The 19,551-nt window shown below is 42.1% G+C and carries 15 protein-coding genes; 1 reads left to right on the forward strand and 14 read right to left on the reverse strand.

Annotation, left to right across the window (positions count from 1 at the left end; all coding sequences use genetic code 11):
- Positions 1-571 precede the first annotated feature (571 nt).
- The 3 genes from csrA to recA form a co-directional block, all read right to left on the reverse strand.
- Positions 572-769, reverse strand: a complete 198-nt coding sequence (csrA, locus tag AAEY93_RS18280; RefSeq protein WP_076496509.1) for a carbon storage regulator CsrA — start codon at positions 767-769, stop codon at positions 572-574.
- A gap of 457 nt (positions 770-1,226) precedes the next feature.
- Positions 1,227-3,851: an alanine--tRNA ligase gene (alaS, locus tag AAEY93_RS18285; RefSeq protein ID WP_351078906.1), complete on the reverse strand. Its 2,625-nt coding sequence runs from the start codon at positions 3,849-3,851 to the stop codon at positions 1,227-1,229.
- Positions 3,852-4,508: 657 nt separating this feature from the next.
- Positions 4,509-5,573, reverse strand: a complete 1,065-nt coding sequence (gene recA / locus AAEY93_RS18290; protein WP_101032451.1) for a recombinase RecA — start codon at positions 5,571-5,573, stop codon at positions 4,509-4,511.
- Positions 5,574-5,860: 287 nt separating this feature from the next.
- Here recA and mutS point away from each other — a divergent pair, with 287 nt between their 5' ends.
- A complete protein-coding gene (gene mutS / locus AAEY93_RS18295; protein WP_124012035.1) occupies positions 5,861-8,443 on the forward strand; it encodes a DNA mismatch repair protein MutS in 2,583 nt (860 codons plus the stop codon).
- Between the two features lie 434 nt (positions 8,444-8,877).
- Here the strand turns inward: mutS and rpoS are convergent, their stop codons facing one another.
- The 11 genes from rpoS to mazG form a co-directional block, all read right to left on the reverse strand.
- Entirely contained in the window at positions 8,878-9,849 is a 972-nt protein-coding gene (gene rpoS / locus AAEY93_RS18300; RefSeq protein WP_101032453.1) for an RNA polymerase sigma factor RpoS, read from the reverse strand.
- 78 nt (positions 9,850-9,927) lie between these two features.
- On the reverse strand, positions 9,928-10,860 hold the full coding sequence (locus AAEY93_RS18305; RefSeq protein ID WP_372491483.1) for a peptidoglycan DD-metalloendopeptidase family protein: 933 nt from the start codon (positions 10,858-10,860) through the stop codon (positions 9,928-9,930).
- A 265-nt stretch (positions 10,861-11,125) separates the two neighbouring features.
- Complete coding sequence (locus tag AAEY93_RS18310; RefSeq protein WP_101034721.1) at positions 11,126-11,761, reverse strand: protein-L-isoaspartate(D-aspartate) O-methyltransferase; 636 nt, start codon at positions 11,759-11,761, stop codon at positions 11,126-11,128.
- Positions 11,758-12,507: a 5'/3'-nucleotidase SurE gene (gene surE / locus AAEY93_RS18315; RefSeq protein WP_124012036.1), complete on the reverse strand. Its 750-nt coding sequence runs from the start codon at positions 12,505-12,507 to the stop codon at positions 11,758-11,760. Before surE ends, AAEY93_RS18310 begins: the two co-directional genes overlap by 4 nt.
- A gap of 3 nt (positions 12,508-12,510) precedes the next feature.
- Positions 12,511-13,584 (reverse strand): tRNA pseudouridine(13) synthase TruD, encoded by a 1,074-nt coding sequence (gene truD / locus AAEY93_RS18320; protein ID WP_124012037.1) that lies wholly within the window; start codon positions 13,582-13,584, stop codon positions 12,511-12,513.
- A gap of 27 nt (positions 13,585-13,611) precedes the next feature.
- Positions 13,612-14,091 (reverse strand): 2-C-methyl-D-erythritol 2,4-cyclodiphosphate synthase, encoded by a 480-nt coding sequence (ispF, locus tag AAEY93_RS18325; RefSeq protein ID WP_101032457.1) that lies wholly within the window; start codon positions 14,089-14,091, stop codon positions 13,612-13,614.
- 63 nt (positions 14,092-14,154) lie between these two features.
- Positions 14,155-14,853, reverse strand: a complete 699-nt coding sequence (ispD, locus tag AAEY93_RS18330; RefSeq protein ID WP_124012038.1) for a 2-C-methyl-D-erythritol 4-phosphate cytidylyltransferase — start codon at positions 14,851-14,853, stop codon at positions 14,155-14,157.
- A 62-nt stretch (positions 14,854-14,915) separates the two neighbouring features.
- On the reverse strand, positions 14,916-15,218 hold the full coding sequence (gene ftsB, locus AAEY93_RS18335) for a cell division protein FtsB (protein ID WP_101032459.1): 303 nt from the start codon (positions 15,216-15,218) through the stop codon (positions 14,916-14,918).
- Between the two features lie 101 nt (positions 15,219-15,319).
- Positions 15,320-16,621, reverse strand: a complete 1,302-nt coding sequence (gene eno, locus AAEY93_RS18340; protein ID WP_101032460.1) for a phosphopyruvate hydratase — start codon at positions 16,619-16,621, stop codon at positions 15,320-15,322.
- Between the two features lie 274 nt (positions 16,622-16,895).
- Positions 16,896-18,533, reverse strand: a complete 1,638-nt coding sequence (gene pyrG, locus AAEY93_RS18345; protein ID WP_101032461.1) for a CTP synthase — start codon at positions 18,531-18,533, stop codon at positions 16,896-16,898.
- Between the two features lie 114 nt (positions 18,534-18,647).
- Positions 18,648-19,469, reverse strand: coding sequence for a nucleoside triphosphate pyrophosphohydrolase (mazG, locus tag AAEY93_RS18350; protein ID WP_351078916.1), 822 nt, complete (start codon positions 19,467-19,469; stop codon positions 18,648-18,650).
- Positions 19,470-19,551: the final 82 nt, after the last annotated feature.

Here is a 19,551-nt window from a genome sequence, read left to right on the forward strand (position 1 = left end):
ATTCGAACCCTCGATGGGATTTAAAGCCCATACTCCCTTAGCAGGGGAGCGCCTTCGGCCACTCGGCCACCTCTCCGTTTCTTGGCGCACATCTTACTGTTTGATGAAAATAAGTCAAACCCTTTTTAGGAAACCTAACTTCATTTGGACTGTTTTTAATCACATTGGATACAATAGGCTCAAATAATCATCAAAACCGTGTTATTTCTTATGAATAATGGTTTTAATTAACCGTAACAATTTCATTAAGTCTCTGTTCATTCTACGAGAGTTTTAACCTTTTTTGGCAAGCGACATATTTGAAGACATCGTTGATTTCGATAAGGTAACTTCTACACTGCATATACTCGGCACTCAGTTGCCGCTCAACATCATGTTAAGCGACACAGACAATCGCCGAATAGGGTCACTTAGGTAGTTAGCCTTAATTCTGGATAATATACGGTTATTCCAAGTTGAGGTTAACTCATCAGGACTGATTTAAACTAAAGCGGCAATTTCTTTGCCGTGCAAAAACAAAAAAGTCAGCAAATGCTGACTTTGATGATATCGAGCATATGTCTGCCCGAAATTAGAAATTACCATCTTCAGAAGGCGTACCTGACTTCTCAGATTGAATACGTTGATAGATCTCTTCACGATGAACAGACACTTCTTTAGGTGCATTAACACCTATACGTACCTGGTTACCTTTAACACCTAACACAGTAACTGTGACTTCGTCACCGATCATTAATGTTTCGCCTACTCGACGAGTCAAAATTAGCATTCGATTGCTCCTTTAGTTCGATCTGCATAACACGCTTTATCCGTAATATGCGCTCATTATAAGGTTTGCTTTACATAAAATCATAGTATCATAGTATCAATTTCAAAATACGTCAGTTTATAAAGCATATTCTATTAGGAAATCATAAAATTTGACGATTGGTCGTCTTTTAAAACGAGATTAACGTAAATTAAACCAATTTACGTTATACCACTCAGTTGTTAAATAATTCATTACAGCAAACCAATAACAAAAACGATAGGAAGGGAAAACAAATACCAAGTGCTATATTTGAGCACACAATAAGTACTGTCCAACTAACAATCCTTTTAAACGCTTTTACTGCTAGCAAGATAGTTCACTATGCCAAATCTGCTCATGGCACTCAAGACATAAAGTCGCATATCTTAGACTCCATGTCTCAATTGCTATCAAAAACGCTAATCTACAGATTTCATTAACGTAAACGTTCGTTTACCCATGGTTCCACAAGGGCTAATGCTGCGGCTAGATTCTCAGGCTGAGAACCACCCGCTTGTGCCATATCTGGACGACCACCGCCCTTACCACCAACCTGTTGTGCAACCATTGCCACGAGCTCGCCCGCTTTGACCTTTTTAGTTAAATCATTGCTGACGCCAGCAATTAAATTCACTTTACCGTCTTTAGCTGTGCCGAGCACAATAATCGCAGACTTTAGTTTTTGCTTTAGCTCATCTTGTAAACCACGGAGTGAACCTGGGTCAATACCATTAAGCTGTTTAACTAATAGTTTAACACCATTTATCTCCACTGCATCCCCAGCCATATCGGCACTGGCTGCTGCGGCTAACTTATCTTTCAACTGAGACAACTCTTTTTCTAACTGTTTGACTTTATCTAACTGCGCTTTTAATTTAGCCACAACAGATGCACTGTCTGATTTAAGTAGTTGCGCGGTTTCATCTAACACGGCTTGCTGATCGGCAATATAAGCCATAGCAGCAACACCCGTGACGGCTTCAATACGACGCACACCTGCAGCAATACCGCCCTCTGAAGTGATTTTAAATAAACCAATATCGCCCGTGCGGCCAACATGAGTACCGCCACATAACTCGATAGAGAAATCGCCCATAGTGACAACACGTACCTGATCATCGTATTTCTCACCAAATAATGCCATTGCGCCTTTTTCTTTAGCTTCATCAATGGCCATTTCAGTGGTGCAAAGTGCATGGTTACGGCGAATTTGGGTGTTAACTAAGTCTTCTACAGCTTTCAACTCTGATGGTTTGAGCGCTTCAGAATGAGCAAAGTCAAAACGTAGGCGTTCAGGGTTCACTAATGAGCCTTTTTGAGACACATGAGAACCTAACACTTGGCGTAATGCAGCATGCAATAAGTGAGTCACGGAATGATTTAACTGAGTACGATGACGTAACTTTTTATCCACTTGCGCGGTTAACTGCTGGCCTAGCACTAATTGGCCTTGAGTTAATTGACCCTCATGACCTGTAGCCGGACCAAACTTATGCGTATCAGCAACGTTAAATACCACACCATCGGCTGTCAGTTGGCCTTTATCACCCACCTGCCCACCTGCCTCAGCATAAAATGGGGTGTTGTCTAATACGACAACGGCATCTTGACCCGCAACCACGGTATCAACCGCTTTACCGTCAACATATAAAGCAATTACGTTCGGCTGCCCTGTGAGTTCGGTATAACCACTGAAAGAGGTTTGTGCATCAATAATTAGCTGACTATTATAATCTGCACCAAAGTTACCTGCGGCTTGCGCACGGCTTCTTTGCTGCGCCATTGCAACGTCAAAGCCGGCTTCATCAACATTAATATCGCGTTCACGACAAACATCAGCCGTTAAATCAATAGGGAAACCATAGGTGTCATACAGCTTAAATACGGTGTCGCCATCTAAAGTATCACCTTGGAGGGTGTTCAGCGCGCCATCTAAAATCACTAAACCGCGCTCAAGGGTACGGGCAAACTGCTCTTCTTCGGCTTTTAAGGCTTTTTCAACAATGGCTTGAGATTGTGTTAACCCATTTGCGGCATCGCCCATTACGCTGATAAGCGTTGGCACTAATTTATAGAAAAAGGCGTCAGTCGCACCAAGCTTATTGCCATGGCGAACAGCTCGGCGAATAATGCGACGTAATACGTAACCGCGGCCTTCATTTGATGGCATCACACCATCGGCAATTAAAAATGCACATGAACGGATATGATCAGCGATGACGCGTAGTGACTTATCTTCTAAATCAGTAATACCAATAATATTAGCGGCTTGAGCAATCAACTGCTTAAAAATATCGATTTCGTAGTTTGAATGTACACCCTGCATAATGGCAGCAATACGCTCAATACCCATGCCGGTATCGACTGAAGGTTTAGGTAGTGGCAACATTTCACCGTCTGCTTGACGGTTATACTGCATAAATACAATATTCCAAATTTCAATAAAGCGATCGCCATCTTCTTCAGGTGTGCCAGGGCGGCCACCCCAAATATGATCGCCATGATCGTAGAAAATCTCGCTACAAGGGCCACAAGGTCCGGTATCACCCATCTGCCAGAAGTTATCTGACGCAAACGATGCACCTTTGTTATCGCCAATACGGATCATGTTTTCAGCTGACACACCAATTTTTTTAGTCCATAGGTCATAGGCTTCGTCATCTGTTTCATAAATGGTGACACATAAGCGTTCTTTTGGCAGCTTGAGTGTTTCGGTTAAAAAGGTCCATGCGAATCGAATCGCATCTTCTTTAAAGTAATCGCCAAAACTGAAGTTACCTAGCATTTCAAAAAAGGTATGGTGACGAGCGGTATAACCCACATTATCAAGATCATTATGCTTACCGCCCGCACGAACACAACGCTGAGATGTTGTTGCGCGGCTGTAATTACGCTTATCCATACCGAGGAACACATCTTTAAATTGGTTCATGCCCGCATTGGTAAATAACAGTGTTGGGTCATTGGTGGGAACGAGCGAGCTGCTATCAACAACCTGATGTCCGTTATCTTCAAAGTACTTTAAAAATGCACTTCTTAACTCTGCTGTAGTCTGAAACATAAATGGTCCTGAATAGAGAAAATACAAAAGTAACGAGCTTGGCATGCAAGCCAGTAAATGTTGGCATTATATACTGAATTTACGTCAACATGCGAGATGAGTGGTTTGATTCCCCTCTTAGTTGAAATCCATAAGAGTAGCCAATAACAAGCAAATATTAAAATCCACTGACCATAGGCATTACTATTGCAATTAGGCGTTATAAATAGGGCTATTAGATTGAGTGCAATAAATATTAGCGGGTCTTAACAGAAAGTAATTTGTTCATGAACACAAATTAGCAGTAAAAAGTAATCAATAAGAGGCTGGCTGCTTTAACGAGTCGTGTGTTGCTACGCGTAAGTTGCAGATATAAAAATGGCTACTTGAGGTGGGCTTTGTTGGACGTTGATGTTAAAACAGTGAATAACTACGGGGTATAAGTATTAATACCATTAACACTTATGCTGTACTCATGTACTCATGTACTCATGTACTCAATGATAAAAAACATATTGAAGTGATAGGATCGTTAACTGCTAATCACTATTGTTAGGGTCATTATACTGACTCATCATTAGGAACATCATTAAGTGCGTATGTACTTACAGGATATTTCATGGCGGGAATATTCGCGGCGCGCAAGATGCGCTACCGCGATATATTTGACTGACTGGCTTAGAATACCTCGCCAGTTTCAAGATCGACATTCTCATCATTTTCAGTTTTTGAGCCTGATGCATTAGCACCACCGTTCAATAACATAGCACGAAGAGTGGTATTGATTTCACTGGCAATGGCTGGGTTTTCAGTTAGAAACTTACCCGCATTAGAGCGGCCTTGACCAATTTTTTCGCCTTTGTAACTGTACCAAGAACCCGCTTTATCAACCAGCTTATGAGCAACGCCTAAGTCAACTAACTCACCGGTACGATTAATACCTTGTCCATAAAGAATTTGAAATTCAGCTTGCTTGAATGGAGCGGCAATTTTGTTTTTAACCACTTTAACGCGGGTTTCATTACCCACGACTTCGTCGCCCTCTTTAATTGCACCTATACGACGAATATCTAAACGAACTGAAGCGTAGAACTTAAGCGCGTTACCACCAGTAGTCGTTTCTGGACTACCGAACATAACACCAATTTTCATCCGAATTTGGTTAATGAAAATAAGCAAAGTATTAGATTGCTTGAGGTTACCAGCAAGTTTACGCATTGCTTGGCTCATCATACGAGCGGCTAGGCCCATATGCGAATCACCAATTTCACCTTCAATTTCAGCTTTTGGCGTTAACGCTGCAACAGAATCGACCACAATAACGTCGACAGCACCAGAGCGGGTTAACGCATCACAAATTTCTAATGCTTGCTCACCGGTGTCTGGCTGTGAACAAAGTAAGTTATCAATATCTACGCCTAGCTTTTTGGCATAAATAGGGTCAAGTGCATGCTCAGCATCAATAAACGCACAGGTTTTACCTTCGCGTTGCGCCGCTGCAATCACTTCCAGAGTTAACGTCGTTTTACCTGATGACTCTGGGCCGTAGACTTCAACGATACGTCCCAGTGGCAAACCACCCGCACCTAGAGCGACATCCAATGAAAGTGAACCGGTAGAGATAGTTTCAACATCCATTGTGCGATCTTCGCCCAACTTCATAATTGAGCCTTTACCAAATTGCTTTTCAATCTGACTTAAAACGGCGGCAAGTGCTTTCTCTTTATTTGGATCAACCTTCATTATAAAACCCTCTAAGGCATTCAATACGTTTAGTAAAATGCTGTTTTGACTTAGGTGAAATGATGTAAACCATTTCAGTATGTTCATCAGTATACTGTATAGTCATACAGTATCAAGTGCTGAGCGCAATTTATTTTTTAACCTGTGATAATTGCCTTTTCACATCAATATTTTATCCAGATATACTTTTTATTATGAATCTATTTATACGCTGGGGACAAATATTGTTAAGATTAGCCCCATAAAATTACGCCCCCTAAGATTGATTAAATAGTGAAGTGTTCATAATGACAGTAATTGATACCAGCGATTTAGAAAAACACACCCCGATGATGCGTCAGTATTTGAGCTTAAAAGCTGCTCATGCTGATATGTTATTGTTTTATCGGATGGGTGATTTTTATGAACTGTTTTACGATGATGCTAAACGCGCTTCTGAAATGTTGGGCATTTCTCTCACCGCTCGCGGGAAAAGTGGCGGCGATCCTATTCCCATGGCAGGTATTCCCTATCATGCCGTTGAGGGCTATTTAGCAAAATTAGTTAACATAGGTCAGTCTGTGGCCATTTGTGAGCAAATTGGTGACCCCGCAACATCAAAAGGTCCAGTAGAACGCCAAGTCGTGCGTATTGTCACTCCAGGCACTCTAACCGACGAAGCCCTACTGCAAGAAAAACAAGACAATTTACTGGCGGCACTTTATCAAGGTAAAAACGGATTTGGATATGCCACACTGGATATTTCATCAGGTCGTTTTGTGGTTGCAGAGTTACCCACCCGTGAAGCATTAGAAGCTGAATTACAACGCACGAATCCTGCCGAATTACTTTACAGTGAAGATTTTACTGACATGTTATTAATCAATAATATGAAAGGCATTCGTCGCCGTCCAGAATGGGAGTTTGAGTACGATACTTGTGTGAATTTACTGCTCAGTCAATTTGGCACCAAAGATTTACATGGTTTTGGGATGAGTGATGCTCGATTGGCGTTACAAGCTGCAGGTTGTTTAATGCAGTATGTAAAAGATACTCAAAAAATGGCGTTGCCACATATCAACGCCATTGTACGTTTTAATCAATCGGAATCGATAATTTTAGATGCCGCGACTCGACGTAACTTAGAATTAACACAAAACTTGTCTGGCGGACGTGAGAACACTCTTACGTGGGTATTAGATAATACCGCAACCCCTATGGGAAGCCGCATGTTACAGCGCTGGATCCACGAACCATTACGACATCGCCAAACGATTCAATATCGCCATAACGCTGTCAGCGAATTGATTGAGCGAGACTTATATCAGACGCTACATGAACAGCTAAAAAGCTTAGGTGATATTGAACGTATTATGGCACGTTTGGCACTACGCAGCGCCAGACCACGTGACTTTTCACGTTTAAAGCAAGCATTAACACTTCTGCCTGAGATCCAGCAAACCTTAGCGGTATGCCAGCAACCTCGATTGAGTACATTAGTCCAATTATTAGGTGAATTCCCACAACAACACGACCTATTAGCACGCGCTATTGTAGACAATCCGCCCATGTTAATTCGTGATGGTGGCGTTATCCGTACTGGCTACAATAATGAATTAGACGAATGGCGAAAGTTAAGTGAAGGGGCAAGTGATTATTTAATCGAACTTGAAGCTCGCGAGAAACAACAAACAGGGATTAATACCTTAAAAGTGGGTTATAACCGCGTCCATGGTTACTATATTGAAGTGAGCCGTTTACAGTCAGACAGAGTGCCACTGAGTTATCAACGCCGCCAAACACTTAAAGGGACTGAGCGTTATATCACCCCAGAGTTGAAAGAATACGAAGAAAAAGTACTCTCAAGTCAGGGAAAAGCACTCGCACTTGAAAAACAACTTTGGGAACAGCTGTTTGACTTATTACTGCCAAAATTACAAGAGTTACAGCAGTTTGCTACTGCTGCTGCAGAACTTGATATATTGAGTAATTTTGCAGAACGTGCCCAGACCTTTAATTACCAATGTCCGCAAATGACTCACGAAACTGGTATTCATATTGATGCGGGTCGCCACCCAGTGGTTGAACGAGTCAGCCAAGCGGCGTTTATTGCTAACCCTGTCGCTTTAACACCGCAACGGCAAATGCTAATCGTTACCGGTCCTAATATGGGCGGTAAATCAACCTATATGCGTCAAGTGGCGCTCATTACATTAATGGCACACATTGGCTGTTTTGTGCCCGCAGATTCTGCTCAAATAGGTGAGATTGACCGTATTTTTACCCGCATTGGTGCCTCTGATGATTTGGCATCGGGTCGCTCAACCTTCATGGTTGAAATGACCGAAACCGCCAACATTTTGCATAATGCAACCGCAAACAGTTTGGTGTTGATGGATGAAATAGGCCGTGGTACTTCAACCTATGATGGGTTAGCGCTCGCGTGGTCTGCTGCAGAATATCTCGCTAAAAACCTTAGTGCACTGACATTATTTGCCACTCATTATTTTGAACTCACCCAACTGCCCGAACTGTTACCGTCAGTGATTAATGTGCACTTAGATGCCATAGAACACGATGACACCATTGCTTTTATGCATTCGGTACAAGAAGGTGCGGCAAGTAAAAGTTATGGTCTGCAAGTTGCGGCGCTCGCAGGTGTTCCGGCCTCAGTCATTAAAGCGGCAAAACAAAAACTGCATCAACTTGAAAACCGTGACATGAGTTTATCACAGCAAAATCCGACCCAAGTGAGCATGAATTTATTACCTCCAATACCAGAGCCGTCGCCAGTGTTGGACAAGTTAGCGCAAATTAATCCTGATGATTTAACCCCTAAACAGGCATTAGATTATTTATATGAATTAAAGCGTTTAAATAACGTAAGCTAACAAATAACGTAAGTTAACAAATAATGCCGTTTGGTAGCTTACCCATCTCTTATACCGAGTTGAGGTTATTGAAACCGTGGAAGTCGGCCAAGGCTTCCACTCCAATACTGCATTTCGCGACCATGTAGCACAGCAACAATGATAGGCTGACACAATAAGCAGGAATAATGAGAGACTAAAAACGAGAGACTGAAATGGACTAAAAGTGGGGACGCGGCGTCAAAAAACATCGGGGGGGGTGAGGCAAATTGTTTAACAAACTTTTTATCTTAACAAACGATTGAGCTTACGTTTACATCGATTAAGCTCAAATAAATTAACGAGATAAACCTAAATACATGAGATGGAGTATTAACCACTCATATAGGTTCTCAACCCGAATACCGACAAAACCTTAAGCTGTACTTATTGAACAATTATCGATTCAATATTCATTAGTCTCTGAATAATGCTTCAACTGAAAGCCCTTGCGCGCCAAGTAAATCTTTTAAGCGTTTGAGAGCTTCAACTTGAATTTGGCGCACTCGCTCACGGGTTAACCCGATTTCAGCACCGACATTTTCTAATGTTGAAGGTTCATATCCGAGTAAACCAAAACGTCTCGCCAGCACTTCACGTTGTTTAGTATTAAGCTCATTTAACCACTCTACAATCGAATTAGATAAATCTTCATTTTGTACGCGATAATCTGGACCGACGGAATCATCATCAGCAATGACATCTATTAATGCTTTCTCATTATCGCCACTAAATGGCGAGTCTACCGAGGTAATTCTTTCATTTAGTTTTAACATGCGACTGACATCACCAGTGGATACATCTAATTTTTCGGCAATCTCTTCTGCGGTAGGTTCATGGTCAAGTTTTTGAGCAAGTTGTCTTGCTGTGCGCAAGTACACATTTAATTCTTTAACAATATGGATGGGTAAACGGATAGTGCGAGTCTGGTTCATTATCGCTCGTTCGATGGTTTGTCTAATCCACCATGTTGCATAAGTGGAGAATCGGAAACCACGTTCAGGGTCAAATTTTTCTACCGCTCTGATTAAACCTAAGTTACCTTCTTCGATAAGATCGAGTAGCGCTAAACCACGATTGTTATATCTTCTGGAAATTTTAACGACAAGGCGAAGGTTGCTTTCGATCATGCGGTTGCGAGATTTTTCGCAGCCTTTGAGGGCTTTACGTGAAAAAAACACTTCTTCCTCTGCAGTCAGTAGCGGAGAAAAACCTATCTCACCTAAATATAATTGAGTAGCATCTAAATTTTTCTGTAAGTCATCTTGGACTTTTTCTTCAATCTCGAGTTGTTGTACCAAATCACGGTGATCGGTTGTATCTCCCGGTGGTTGTTTAGCTAGATCGACAAGATATTCTGCTGAAGCAGTATTATTTTTGCGGCTCATAATTGCTCTCCCAAACCTAATTTATGTTATTTAATCTACTGCAATTGCTTATCCTCCGTTAATTATGTGACTAAACAATTACTGTTTAGGTAGATATCGTAATGGGTTGACAGACTTACCATGAAAGCGCACTTCAAAGTGAAGCATAACTTGATTAGTCCCGGTACTGCCCATTTTTGCAACTGTTTGACCTGCACTCACATATTGCTTTTCTTTAACCAGTATCGTGTCGGCATGCGCATAAGCACTTAAAAAATCATCATTATGCTTGATAATCACTAAGTTGCCATACCCGCGCAGTGCATTACCTGCATACACGACTCTCCCATCTGCTGCGGCTTTAATAATATCGCCGCGGTTACCAGCAATCTTTATCCCTTGATTGCCTTGTTCTGATGCCGAAAAATATCCAACTATTCGACCTCTAACTGGCCAGTGCCATTGCTGAACTTGCTGTGGCAAATTTGCGACAGAACCTATTGCACTTTGGTTAATTGTTTGTTGGGTAGTTGTTACAGAATACGCAGGCTTGACTTTGTGATCAAGAACTTTTTTCGTTCTGGCTGAAACTACTGCTGGGCTTGGCTTTGGAATATCCTTCGGTTTGATTGTTTCTAATTGAGAACGATTTGAGCTCGAAATATATGGTTTGGTAACGGCTTGTGTTTGTACAGAAGTAACATAAGGTTGAGGTGCTCGAACGGTTGTCGATGGACGATTATTAGTGGCCGCTAAATTAAGTACTTGCCCAGGATAAATAATGTAAGGAGACGATAAATGGTTCAAACGGGCAACGTCCACAAAATTACGCCCTGCCCCCCAAGCAATTGAATAAAGCGTGTCACCTTTCTTTACTTTGTATTTGTTCGTTTTTAATGAGCCTTTATGATAACGAGGACCATGATTATTTGACGATAAACTGTCAACCGGCGCGGGACGATCAGCTTGAAAGCTGCATCCAGTGAGCATAATTGCTAAGACCAAAAAGTGTGGCCAACCGGTATTCATCAAACAAAATCCTTTTAGGAGAGGTACGTGATTGTTAGGCTAAAACAAGCTTGTTGCAAACGAAAATATCGTTAATGTATCAAACCTCATTTTATCATGTTGACTAAGCTCAACTCGGGATAAGAGACGGGATAAATCGATAAAAACAGGTTTACGCCAAGTCTGCAATATCAAACTTGCCATTTGTGTTGCCAACAAGGCCCATTGCGCGTCAATAGCTTGCCTATTGCAATGCAATAGATATAGCAGGACAAAGAGCTGAGGTTAACTATGCCAAATCGCCATTAATTAAAGGAACAAATTTAACTGACTCAATGATCTCAGATTGGAATGCCTGTCCGACACGGGTAATTTTAAGCAATTGTTGGGTGTCTTCTCCCACCGGAATAATTAATACACCACGGTCAGATAATTGTTCAAGCAATGCTTGAGGTACCCTTGCTGCAGCGGCCGTCACCATAATGCCATCAAATGGCCCTCGATTTGGCCACCCTTGCCAACCGTCGCCATATTTGAATGATACATTATGTAGGTCTAGGCGCTTTAGTCTTTGACGAGCTTGTATTTGTAATGCTTTGATACGTTCAATAGTGCATAACTCTGGAATTAACGATGCTAAAATAGCAGCCTGATAGCCTGAACCGGTTCCAATCTCTAATACTTTTTGAGGGTTATGCTGTAACAGAAGCTCAGTCATTCGAGCCACAATGTAAGGTTGTGAAATTGTCTGTCCCTGCCCGATTGGTAATGCAGTATTTTCATACGCCTTATGAGCTAATGCACCATCAAGGAACAATTCCCGTGGTGTTATTGCTACAGCATGCAATACGGCAGGATGTCGGATCCCTGCATCAGACAATTTCTTGGCCAAATTTATTGCTGATGTTGAAGCTACCGGTGTCATATTTTTATTATCCAATCGGCTAATCCATCAAGTTGATTGTATGCCGTCAAATCAACTGTTAGGGGGGTTATTGATACATATCCTGCTGCTACTGCATCGAAATCGGTCCCTTCACCTGCATCTTGTTCACTTCCAACAGGCCCAAGCCAGTATATATCTTTACCCGCTGGATCTTGGGTTTTTATCATACCTTCTGCTTTATGCCGTGCACCTAAACGGGTGACTTTAATCCCTTTAATTTCTGCTATCGGTAAATCGGGGACATTAACATTTAACATTTGATCACGACTAATAGGATGAGCCAACAACCCTTTTACAATTTTAGTCGCATAAACCGCAGCAGTATCGTAATGAATTAATGATTTTCCCACGAGAGACACCGCTATGGCTGGCAGACCTAAAAAACGCCCTTCCATTGCAGCGGCAACGGTACCTGAATATAAGGTGTCATCTCCCATATTCGCACCGGCATTAATACCGGAAACCACTATGTCGGGTTCCGTAAGGCACAGCTGCCTAATAGCGAGATGAACACAGTCAGTTGGAGTGCCATTAACAGCAATATAGCCATTACCTAAATTATTGATTCTCAATGGATTAGTTAAGGTTAATGAGTTACTCGCACCCGAACAATTACGATCAGGTGCAACTGTTAACACTTGGGCAAACTCGCTCAGTGCGTTACTTAACGCAATAATACCGGCCGCACTCACACCATCATCATTACTGACTAAAATATTAATCATTCATTAGCACTCTTCATTGGATTGTGCTTGTTGATCCGCAACCATCTCTTTTCGCTGTGATTCTTGAATATCTTGATAATCAGCAAGTTCACGTAACATCGACGTGGCATAACTGCCGGCCGGCAACACAAACTCAAGGGTAAGTATATTCGCTTCAAACTGCCATTTTATCCCTTGAGGCTCAAGCAATAAGGGTCGTCTTTCTTGTGATAAGCCCGCATCTTCGAGTCCTTGCAAGTCAGTTGATAAATCTGTTAATGGTGCCAGTTCAACGGCTAATGCTTCGGCTTGCGCTAATGGTATACCTTTGCCCCACAACGGGGCTGAAAGTTGAATATCTTTTTCTGCTAAGCGACTATTGAGAACCTCATCCCACGTTTCAGCGGTAAAATAGCTTTTACTGCCAGCTAACATCACGCAATCGCCTGCTAATGTGTCAGTATGATGATGGGCTAAACGAAATGACACCACTTGATTAAACACATTGGAACGTACTGCTGATAAATACATGCTGCGTTTATGACGATCTTTTACGTTGCGACCACCGCTGAGCATTTGTCGACCCCAAATGAGGTTTTTACCGTCGTGGCCAAAACGTTGCTCGCCAAAGTAATTGGGTACACCTAACTTAGCAATCTGTTGTAGACGTGTTTCAACATCGGCAATATCGGTTATATTGCGTAATGTCAGCACAAACCGATTTCCGATCAAGGCGCCTATACGCAGTTTTTTACTGTGGCGGCTGCTCGACAAAATCGTTAATTTCTCATTATTAAGCTCTGTCCACTCAGGGGTTTCTTTACCCGGAATACGTACCCCAAACCATTGTTCGGTAATAGCATTTTTATCTTTCTGGCCAGCGAAGGTCACTTCTTTCGGATGAACTTTAGCGAACTTAGCCAATATTTCAGCAACATAGACCGTATTCATGCCGTTTTTACGCACATGGAGCATATGATGCTCGCCTTCGCCTGTTGGCGTAAAAGGCAAAATTTCTTTAACAATAAAATCGCTATTATAGGTACGTAAATCAGCTTGGCTTATTGGTTTACCAAAAAGGTAATGTAATTCTTTCATGTGCCAGAATTCTCTATATTTTGTAGGTTATCGACTCGTCATCAACACAACAGCTTCAACAGCAATGCCTTCTTTACGTCCAGTAAAACCGAGTTTCTCGGTCGTCGTCGCTTTAACATTAATGTTATCGATATCCGTTTGTAAATCGGCACTAAGGCACTGACGTATAGCCTCAATATGTGGCGCCATCTTAGGTGCTTGAGCAATAATGGTGACATCTAAATTACCTAATATAAATTGCTTTTGCAGTGCAAGTTGATAACAGTGTTTTAATAACACACGACTATCGGCACCCGCAAAGTCGGCATCCGTATCAGGAAAATGTTGACCTATATCCCCTAACGCCATCGCGCCTAATATCGCATCACTAATAGCATGCAATACCACATCACCGTCAGAATGGGCGATGAGCCCACTGTCATAAGGAACCGTCACACCACCTAAAATGAGTGGGTTATCACCGCCAAACTTATGCACATCAAAACCATGACCAATACGAATATTCATTTAAAACCTTATATTAACTTGTTATGAGGCGATATTAACAAGTGTTGTTTATAACTGTTCAATTTATTTTTGTGACATAAACAAGGCCGCCAACTGTAAATCATCTGGATGAGTCACTTTAATGTTATCCATTCGGCCTTGAACCAGACCCGGCATGACTCCCGCCCATTCCATTGCACTGGCTTCATCGGTAATAGAGACATGGGCCGCTAGTGCGGCCGATAAATGGCTGCGTAAAGATGATACGGGAAAAAACTGTGGGGTTAATGCATGCCATAGCAACGCGCGATCGACAGTACTGACAATATGACCACTAGCGTCACTTCGCTTCATGGTGTCACGAACTGGCGCAGCAAGAATGGCGCCTTGAGGATGAATGTGTACAGACTCAATCAATTGGGTAATATCTTCGTGGCTTACACAAGGTCTTGCGGCATCATGAACCAGAGCCCACGCATTAGGATTAAGAGTCTGTGCATAATCTAATGCCGCTAAAACAGAATCAGCGCGTTCTTCACCACCAATGACTTGGGTTAACTTAGGATGTTGAGATTGTGGTAACTTACTGAAATACTTATCTTCTGGGTGTAGAGCTACCACCACCAAGTCTATTTCAGAATGAGCCAATAATGCATCTAATGTATGTGCGAGGATGCTTTGTTGCCCAAGCATTAAATATTGCTTAGGTTTATCAGCCCCCATGCGGCTACCAACACCCGCGGCAGGAACAATAGCAATAATAGAACGAGGATTGTTTAGCATATTAGCAGTACCAAAATTGAAAGTAATATGATTAAGAGTTTTGCCTGCGGTGTTACACAGTATTAACGATTAAATTGGTTTAGCTCACGTAGTTCACTGCCTACTACCCGATAAAACGTTTCGCCTTCTTTAACCATACCCAACTCGTTGCGGGCACGTTCTTCAATCGCTTCGGTGCCACGTTTTAAATCGATAATCTCTTCTTTGAGGATTTGATTTCGAGCGACTAGCTTATCATTACTTTGTTCTTGGGCCGCTATTTGGGTTTGCAGCACGACATATTCTGAAAAATTGTTATCGCCCTGCCAAAGTCGGTACTGTAAAAGTGACAATAAACAAATCAGTAAAAATAGTAATCGTTTCATAATATTAAGTTATGTCGAAGTAACCCCTAGAAAACATGTCCGTTATAGTACAACACAAAAGGCCACCCAGTGGTGGCCTTTTTCAGTTAAAGCAAAAAAAATTATGCTTGGCCTTTCACTTCTTTAAGACCGTTGTAAGGTGCTTTTGAACCTAGGGCTTCTTCGATACGTAGCAATTGGTTGTATTTCGCAACACGGTCACTACGGCTTAGTGACCCTGTTTTAATTTGGCCTGCCGCGGTACCAACAGCTAAATCAGCAATCGTTGAATCTTCTGTCTCGCCACTACGGTGAGAGATTACAACAGTAAAGCCTGCATCTTTAGCCATTTTAATGGCAGCCAAGGTTTCAGTTAATGTACCGATTTGGTTGAATTTAATTAGGATAGAGTTAGCGATACCATTGTCGATACCACGCTTAAGAATTTTTGTATTTGTTACGAATAGATCGTCACCCACTAATTGGATTTTATCGCCCATTAGTTTAGTTTGGTGAGCGAAACCATCCCAGTCAGACTCGTCAAGACCATCTTCGATAGAAACGATTGGGTAACGTGTAGTAAGATCTTGTAAGAAGAAATTAAATTCTTCAGAAGTGAATTTTTTGCCTTCACCTTTAAGATCGTAAATATTTGCTTCTTTGTCGTAAAACTCAGATGCAGCACAATCCATCGCTAACGTGATGTCTTTACCTAACTCGTAACCAGCGTTTGCAACAGCCACTTTGATTGCAGCAAGTGCCGCTTCGTTAGAGGCTAGGTTAGGCGCAAAACCACCTTCATCACCCACAGCCGTTGAGTGACCGTCAGCTTTAAGCACTTTAGCTAAGCTGTGGAATACTTCCGCGCCCATACGTAAGCCTTCACGGAAAGTCTTAGCACCAACGGGTTGGATCATGAACTCTTGAATATCAACGCTATTATCTGCGTGCTCGCCACCATTGATGATATTCATCATTGGAAGTGGCATAGAGTAAACACCAGGTGTACCGTTTAAATCAGCAATGTGAGCATATAAAGGTACGTGTTTAGCTGCCGCAGCCGCTTTAGCAGCCGCAAGAGACACAGCAAGAATCGCGTTAGCGCCAAATTTTGCTTTGTTTTCTGTGCCATCTAAGTCAATCATGATTTGGTCAAGTTCAGCTTGAGCCAATGCATCTTTACCTTTAAGCGCTGCAGCAATTGGGCCATTTACAGCAGCAACGGCCTTAAGTACACCTTTACCTAAGTAACGTGTTTTGTCGCCATCACGAAGCTCTAATGCTTCGCGACTACCGGTAGAGGCGCCAGATGGTGCCGCAGCCATACCCACAAAACCACCTTCTAAATGCACTTCTGCTTCAACCGTTGGGTTACCACGCGAATCCATAATCTCGCGACCAATCACTTTAATGATGTTAGCCATAATTCCCTCGTACTTTGTGTAAGTAAATTAAAAAATTAAAAGAAATAAAAAGTTAATACCAATACAAAAGCATAAAACACTCAGAAAAGCAGATTTATTGGTATGTAACTTTCAGTTTTGTAATTTAAATTCGATTTGTGCTTAGGATAAATCTAATTGGACTTTGCTTCAACTTAGTTTTCACTCTCGTTTGAGATCATAGGTGCGATTATTTGATCTCGCGCAAGCATTTTGAATAAAAAAGCCGTTAATGCATGCATTAACGGCTTGTTGATTAAACGATGTCGCGTTTTTGATACGCATAAGAAGCGGCAATAAACCCTTCAAATAATGGATGCCCATCGCGCGGTGTTGAGGTGAATTCTGGATGGAATTGACCCGCAACAAACCATGGATGATCAGCAAGCTCAATCATCTCAATCAATTTACGATCAGAAGACAATCCACTGAATATTAGGCCCGCTTGTTCTAAACGCTCAATATAATTATTGTTAACTTCGTAACGATGACGATGGCGTTCAACACAAGTATTTGACTTGTAAGCTATTGCAGCTTTAGAGCCTTCTTTCAAATGGCAAAGCTGTGCGCCTAAACGCATTGTGCCACCTAAGTCAGACGATTCATGACGTTGTTCAATATCGCCATCATCGTTAATCCATTCAGTGATTAACCCTACCACTGGATGTGGAGTCTGCTGATTAAACTCCGTTGAATGTGCACCTTCTAAACCGGCAACATTACGTGCAAATTCAATTAACGCCACTTGCAAGCCTAAACAAATACCAAAGTAAGGTAGTTTGTTTTCACGGGCAAATTTAGCAGCAAAAATCTTACCTTCTATGCCACGCTCACCAAAGCCACCTGGGACTAAAATACCGTCTAGGCCTTGCAACACTTCTTCGCCTTTGGCTTCAACCGTTTGCGAATCGATGTATTTAATATTGACCGTCACACGGTTTTTTATACCCGCATGCTTTAATGCTTCGTTAACTGATTTATAGGCATCAGGTAGTTCAATGTATTTACCAACCATACCAATGGTCACTTCACCATTAGGGTTAGCTTCTTGGTAAATAACATGTTCCCATTCAGACAAATCGGCTTCGTTGCAATCGAGGTTGAAACGTTTGATAACCAGATCATCCAATCCTTGCGAGCGTAATAATGCAGGGATTTTATAGATGCTATCTACGTCTTTTAATGAAATAACCGCCCGTTCTTCAACATTACAGAATAGCGAGATTTTGGCTTTTTCAATTGCTGGAACCGCACGGTCGCCACGACAAACCAGTACATCCGGAGCAATACCAATAGAGCGTAACTCTTTAACAGAGTGCTGAGTTGGCTTGGTTTTAATTTCACCTGCAGCGCCTAAGAATGGCACTAAGGTTAAATGCATAAATAACGTGCGTTCACGTCCTAGCTCTGCACCTAATTGACGAATAGACTCAAGAAACGGTAATGATTCAATATCACCTACAGTGCCACCGATTTCCACAATCGCCACATCATGGCCTTCACCACCGGCTAACACTCTTGCTTTAATGGCATTAGTAATATGAGGGATAACCTGAATCGTTGCGCCTAAATAATCACCACGACGTTCTTTACTAATGACTTCTTCGTAAATACGGCCAGTAGTAAAGTTATTGCGGCGATTCATTTTGGTGCGAATAAAACGTTCGTAATGACCTAAGTCGAGATCGGTTTCAGCACCATCTTCAGTGACGAAAACTTCACCGTGCTGAGTGGGACTCATGGTACCCGGATCGACGTTAATATAAGGGTCAAGTTTCATAATGGTTACATTGAGGCCACGCGCCTCTAAAATTGCCGCCAGCGAAGCTGCTGCAATGCCTTTACCTAGTGATGAAACAACGCCACCAGTAACGAAGATATACCTTGTAGTCATGCTGAACCTGAGAAATATATTGGAAAAAAACGTGCTTGTAAGAAAGCACTAGGATGGGACGATATTATAGCAAAGCCACCTCGTTTCGACAAACTTAAACGCGCTAATTTTAGCTTAATTTGCGTTTTCATCTTGTTTCACCGCATTCCAGTACCGGTCTAATTCGTCCAGAGTATGGTTTTCTATAGGTTTGCCGTTTTCAGCTACGTGCTGCTCTACACCTCGAAATCTACGTTCAAATTTCTGATTGGCTTGGCGTAGAGCTTGCTCAGGATCAACCTTTAAATGACGGGCGAGATTGACTACGGCAAATAGCAAATCACCCATTTCATCAACAATCCTAGGCTGATAGAAATCAGGGTTTTGATCCCGTTTACTCACCTCAACCAGCACTTCATCTATTTCTTCATGTACTTTGGCAACCACAGGGGCCAGTTCTGCCCAATCAAAACCGACTTTAGCGACTCGATGTTGAATTTTTCGTGCTCGGGTTAGCGCAGGTAATGCTTGGGGAATATCATCTAAAGCGGAGTGCAGTTGTTTTTGCTGACGTTCAGACCCTTTTAATTTATCCCACGCGTGGCTTAAATCATCGGTATTGGTGATTGCCACAGTCGCTTCGGTTTCTGGCTGGGCAAACACGTGCGGATGACGACGAATCAACTTATCACTAATGCGCTCAATCACGGTGGAAAAATCAAACTTACCTTGCTCTTGCCCCAGTTGACAATAAAACACCACCTGAAACAGTAAATCACCCAGTTCATCAGGTAATTCCTCCCATGCTTGTCGCTCAATCGTATCAACGACCTCGTAAGCCTCTTCTAATGTAAAGGGCACTATACTGGCAAAGTCTTGAGCCAGATCCCAAGGGCAACCAGAATCAGGATTGCGTAATTGCTGCATGATGGTCAGTAACGATTGAATATCTGCCATAGAAAGGGCCTCTTTTGGGGGTGAAACCTAATAAAAAAAGGCACCTAATAAGTAGATGCCTGTTCAATTAATACATGAGGTT

The organism is Shewanella sp. CAL98-MNA-CIBAN-0140 (assembly GCF_040309905.1).
GTDB classification, from domain to species: Bacteria; Pseudomonadota; Gammaproteobacteria; order Enterobacterales; family Shewanellaceae; genus Shewanella; species Shewanella psychromarinicola.